At 62.9% G+C, this 5,353-nt stretch carries 5 protein-coding genes; all 5 read right to left on the bottom strand.

Annotated features, from left to right (window positions below; genetic code table 11):
* A partial coding sequence (locus AC1DGP_RS34685; RefSeq protein ID WP_476832264.1) for a GTP-binding protein occupies positions 1-323 on the bottom strand: 323 nt, incomplete at its 3' end.
* A gap of 47 nt (positions 324-370) precedes the next feature.
* Complete coding sequence (gene fusA, locus AC1DGP_RS34690; RefSeq protein WP_476833237.1) at positions 371-2,446, bottom strand: elongation factor G; 2,076 nt, start codon at positions 2,444-2,446, stop codon at positions 371-373.
* A 33-nt stretch (positions 2,447-2,479) separates the two neighbouring features.
* The gene (gene rpsG, locus AC1DGP_RS34695) at positions 2,480-2,950 is read right to left on the bottom strand and encodes a 30S ribosomal protein S7 (protein ID WP_043237120.1); all 471 of its coding nucleotides are present in this window, start codon (positions 2,948-2,950) and stop codon (positions 2,480-2,482) included.
* A gap of 72 nt (positions 2,951-3,022) precedes the next feature.
* A complete protein-coding gene (gene rpsL, locus AC1DGP_RS34700; RefSeq protein ID WP_038358286.1) occupies positions 3,023-3,394 on the bottom strand; it encodes a 30S ribosomal protein S12 in 372 nt (123 codons plus the stop codon).
* A gap of 574 nt (positions 3,395-3,968) precedes the next feature.
* Entirely contained in the window at positions 3,969-5,099 is a 1,131-nt protein-coding gene (locus tag AC1DGP_RS34705) for a helix-turn-helix transcriptional regulator (protein ID WP_476833238.1), read from the bottom strand.
* Positions 5,100-5,353: the final 254 nt, after the last annotated feature.

Genomic DNA, 5,353 nt, shown 5'->3' on the forward strand with positions numbered 1-5,353 from the left:
GCCGACACGACCAGGATCGCGCCGTCCATCTGCGCCGCACCCGTGATCATGTTCTTCACGTAGTCGGCGTGGCCGGGGCAGTCGACATGCGCATAGTGACGGTTCGCAGTCTCGTACTCGACGTGAGCCGTCGAGATCGTGATGCCGCGAGCCTTCTCCTCAGGCGCCTTGTCGATCTGGTCATACGCCGTGAACGACGCGCCGCCCGACTCAGCCAGAACCTTCGTGATCGCAGCCGTCAAAGACGTCTTGCCATGGTCAACGTGACCAATCGTTCCGATATTGCAGTGCGGCTTCGTCCGCGCAAACTTCTCTTTGGCCATCGTAGCCTCCGTCAGATCTTGTTCAAATGTTCAGTCGAATGGGTGGATCAGGCGTACTTGGCCTGAACCTCGGCGGCGACCGCCGAAGGAACCTGCTCGTAGTGGTCGAACTGCATCGTGTAGTTGGCGCGTCCCTGGCTGAACGAGCGCAGCTGGTTGACATAGCCGAACATGTTCGCCAGCGGCACCATCGCGTTGACGACGACGGCGTTGCCGCGCATGTCCTGGCCCTGGATCTGGCCACGACGCGAGTTCAGATCGCCGATGACCGAACCGGTATAGTCTTCCGGGGTCACGACTTCGACCTTCATGATCGGCTCGAGCAGCACGGAACCGCCCTTCTGCAGACCTTCGCGAAGTGCAGCCCGCGAGGCGATTTCGAAGGCCAGGGCCGACGAGTCGACTTCGTGGAAGGCACCGTCGATCAACGTCACCTTGACGTCCACCACCGGGAAGCCGGCGAGCACGCCCGAACCGATAACCGAGTTCAGGCCCTTTTCGACGCCGGGGATGTATTCCTTCGGCACCGAGCCGCCGACGACCTTCGACTCGAACTCGAAGCCCTTGCCGGTCTCGTTCGGCTCGATGACCAGCTTGACGCGGGCGAACTGGCCCGTACCACCGGTCTGCTTCTTGTGGGTGTAGTCGACCTCAGCCTTCTTGGTCAGCGTCTCGCGATAGGCAACCTGAGGCGCGCCGATATTGGCGTCGACCTTGTAGGTGCGCTTCAGGATGTCGACCTTGATGTCGAGATGCAGTTCGCCCATGCCCTTCAGGATGGTCTGGCCGCTCTCCTGATCGGTCGAGACGCGGAAGGACGGATCCTCGTTCGCGAGCTTCGACAGGGCCAGGCCCAGCTTCTCCTGGTCGGCCTTGGACTTCGGCTCGATCGCGATCGTGATGACCGGCTCGGGGAACTCCATCCGCTCCAGGATGACCGCATGGGTCGGGTCGCACAGCGTGTCGCCGGTACGGACATCCTTGAGGCCGGCCAGGGCGAMGATGTCGCCGGCAAAAGCCTCCTTGATGTCTTCACGGTTGTTCGCGTGCATCAGCAGCATGCGACCGACACGTTCCTTCTTGTCGCGCGTCGAGTTGATCACGCCGGCGCCGGTCTCGATCTTGCCCGAGTAGACGCGGCAGAAGGTGATCGTGCCGACGAAGGGGTCGTCCATGATCTTGAAGGCGAGCATTGAGAAGGGATCTTCGTCGCGCGGATGACGAACGGTCTCTTCTTCGGTTTTGAAATCGATGCCCTTGATGTCGCCACGATCGACCGGCGACGGCAGGTAATCGACGACCGCGTCGAGCAGGGGCTGAACGCCCTTGTTCTTGAAGGACGAGCCGCAGAGCACGGGGTGGAAGGCGCGACGCTGGACCGCGGTGCGGACCAGCTGGCGCAGCGTGTCGGCAGACGGCTCGGTGCCTTCGAGATAGGCTTCCATCGCCGCATCGTCCATCTCGACGGCGGCTTCGACCAGCTTGCCACGATACTCGGCAGCCTTGTCGGCGAGATCGGCAGGGATCTCCTTCTCTTCGAAGGAGGCGCCCAGCGCTTCGCCGTTCCAGACGATCGCCTTCATCTTCACCAGGTCGATGACGCCGGCGAATTCCGCCTCCGAACCGATCGGGATCTGCAGGCAGACCGGCTTGCCGGCGACGCGGTCAATGATGTCCTGGACGCAGCGATAGAAATCGGCGCCGATCTTGTCCATCTTGTTGACGAAGACGACGCGCGGAACGTCGTACTTGTCGGCCTGGCGCCAGACGGTCTCAGTCTGGGGCTCGACGCCCTGGTTGCCGTCGAGCACGCAGACGGCACCATCGAGCACGCGCAGCGAACGCTCGACTTCAATGGTGAAGTCGACGTGGCCAGGGGTGTCGATGATGTTCAGGCGATGGTCGCGCCACAGGCAGGTCGTCGCGGCGGAGGTGATCGTGATGCCACGCTCCTGCTCCTGCGTCATCCAGTCCATGGTGGCCGCGCCATCATGGACTTCGCCGATCTTATGCGACTTGCCGGTATAGAACAGGATACGCTCGGTCGTCGTCGTCTTGCCGGCGTCGATATGCGCCATGATACCGAAGTTGCGGTACCGATCGATGGGATGGGAACGGGGCATGAGAGTGCTCTGTCTTTCGTCGGGTGCCGCGGATTACCAGCGGTAATGCGAGAAGGCGCGGTTGGCTTCCGCCATCCGGTGCGTGTCTTCACGCTTCTTCACCGCGTTGCCGCGGTTGTTCGCCGCGTCCATCAGCTCGGCCGAGAGACGCTCAACCATGGTCTTGTCGTTACGGCCGCGAGCAGCCGAGATCAGCCAGCGGATCGCCAGCGCCTGACGGCGCTCGGTGCGAACCTCGACCGGAACCTGGTAGGTCGCGCCACCGACACGACGCGAGCGAACCTCGATCGCCGGGGCGACGTTCTCGAGCGCGCTCTTGAAGACGGAAAGCGGGTCGCTCTTCGTCTTGCCTTCGATGATGTCGAAAGCGCCGTAGACGATCCGCTCTGCGGTCGACTTCTTACCTTCGTACATCACGGAGTTCATGAACTTCGTGACCACGATATCACCGAACTTCGGGTCCGGGATAACTTCGCGTTTTTCGGCGCTATGGCGGCGGGACATCGTCTAGTCTCCGGTCAAATCTCAAAAGCTGCGAACCGCCTCAGCATCAAGCCTCGGCGGTCGGGCAGAAAATCACTTAGGACGCTTGGCGCCGTACTTCGAACGGCGTTGCTTGCGGTTCTTGACGCCCTGCGTATCGAGCACACCGCGCAGGATGTGGTAGCGCACGCCGGGCAAGTCCTTGACGCGACCGCCGCGGATCATCACCACGGAGTGTTCCTGAAGGTTGTGACCTTCACCCGGGATGTAGCCAATGACCTCGAAGCCGTTGGTCAAACGCACCTTGGCAACCTTACGAAGCGCCGAGTTCGGCTTCTTCGGAGTGGTCGTATAGACGCGGGTGCAAACGCCACGCTTCTGCGGGCAGGACTCAAGCGCCGGAGCGGTGTTGCGCGCCTTGACGGGCGAGCGCGGCTTGCGGATCAGCTGGCTGATTGTCGGCATTCTGGCCTCTCGCTCCACTGAGCGGTTGGAATTCTTTTCGGTCGCTCCCCGAACCGGTCAAAGCCATGACATAAACGAAGCCGCGCCGTCGGCTCCCCTCGGGGGCCTCAGGCGCGCTCGCCATGCAGAGGAACACGGAACTCGTCCGCATTCATGCGTCTTGCCATGTCGTCAATCGACGCAGGAATTTACGACGGCGTTTCGGTCGCGAAATTCGCTCGCAGCAGAGGCAAGCGACAAACGTGTCCGACAACCGTCGACAGTGGCGCGCTTATGACTCAGGTGGAGATTCGCGTCAACCCCGAATTCGCATTCGCAGCGAAAGCGTTAACCACCACCCTGCTAAGGGCCGGCTCGGCCGTCATGGCCCCCCGGAGGTCGGCAGGCGGCTGAGGGTGAAGATCACCAATGCCGTCAGGGCAAGGTAGAGCGAAACGCCGCGCAACACCACCATAGCCACTCCCCTCTTCCCAACCAATCATGCGTCGACGGGTTGCGGTCCAGGCAACCCCCATTTGGGGGCGGTGATCTTCGGGTGCGATTGCCGCAGTATGATCTCATCAGCCGAACGGGGCTAGCGCAGCACCAGTCTGGCCAGCAGTGCGGATAGCTCGCTCTGGCGGGAAACGCCCACCTTGGCGAAGACGCGCTTGAGCGTGGTCCGCGCCGTCTCCTCCGAGATTCCCAGGGCCTGGGACGCGTTGCGAGGGGCAAGTCCTGCGCCGACGAGCGCAGCGATCCGGGCCTCGGCCAATGTGAGGCCGAACAGGTCGCGCACGAGCGCCGGATCGGCGGGCTCGCCTGGCTGCGCGCTGGTCACGACGGCAATCACACTGGTCTCTGAGAGCATGCGCTCTACGCCCGTGGCAGTGGTTGTGCAGACCGGCAGGACATGCACGGCAAGCGTCCCGTCGCGATCCAGTCCGGGGATCAGCAGCGGCCGCGGCACCGCCGTCAAGGTATCGGCACTCGCCGCGCCCGCTCGTGCGATCGCTTCGGACAAGGCCTCCTGCTGCAGGACGGAGCGCGCCGCCAGTCGACCTTGCGAGATCAGCAGCGCATCACCGCATAACTGCTCCGCGACGGGGTTTGCGAAAATCACGTGACCGGTTGCATCGAGCAAGAACACCCCCACGCTCAGCCGCGCCAGCACGTCGGCCAGTGACTGCTGGGTCGCTTCCGCGGTGATCAGGCGGATGCCGAGCCTGAGCGCATTCTCGACATGCCGCCCCAGCTGGCTGAGTGCTGCGAGCTCCTCCTCGGCGAAGGCTGGCTTGCTGTCGGCGCGCTGGATCGAGAGCGCAACGGCGACATGGGGGTCCGGCGAGATGCTGACGCCTGCGAACCATTTCAGCCCCTGGCGCTTGAGGAACTGGCTGTAGAACGGCAGGGTTTCGAGTTCCTCGGACGTTGCGATGTGACGTTCGGTGATCGCATTGCTCCGGGTCAGGTATCCCCTCTCGCGCGAGCGGGCGAAGCGCACATCGTGCCGCCACCATTCGTCCCGGTCATACTCCTTCTGCCCCTCGGCGAGGCTCGGCGAGACAATGATCCCGTAGCTGCCATCGTCCCGCTGGTAGATCATCACGGCGCCGACATCGTCGAAGCAATCGGCAATGGCCTGCAGAGCGGCGGGCCAAAGCGACGGCGTGGCCGCGGCCGCATAGACCGCCTCCACCGCACTGACAAAGCGCTGACCGTCCATCGACGAACTCCCAACTGATTAACATGTTAGATCACAGCTGGTCGCGGAGGCGAAATTCTCCTTTCGTCGCTGAGGCCGCCATGAACAGGCCGGAGAGCCTGCGCCAAACAAAAAGATCGGGTTGTTGGGGCTCCGGCCGCCCGTTGATACGGGATGACGGAGAGCGGTCTTCCGGTCAGGCTCCATCGATCCAACCGGTCAGGAGGCCTGCCATGGAGCTGTTCGTCGGTCTTGATGTGTCTGTTCGCACCACC

It is taken from the genome of Allobosea sp. 05T433, from assembly GCF_056396065.1.

Excerpts from the sequence above, each read along its gene's own strand:
- AC1DGP_RS34705 (WP_476833238.1), bottom strand. The coding sequence starts at position 5,099 with ATGGACGGTCAGCGCTTTGTCAGTGCGGTGGAGGCGGTCTATGCGGCC.
- rpsL (WP_038358286.1), bottom strand. The coding sequence starts at position 3,394 with ATGCCGACAATCAGCCAGCTGATCCGCAAGCCGCGCTCGCCCGTCAAG.
- rpsG (WP_043237120.1), bottom strand. The coding sequence starts at position 2,950 with ATGTCCCGCCGCCATAGCGCCGAAAAACGCGAAGTTATCCCGGACCCG.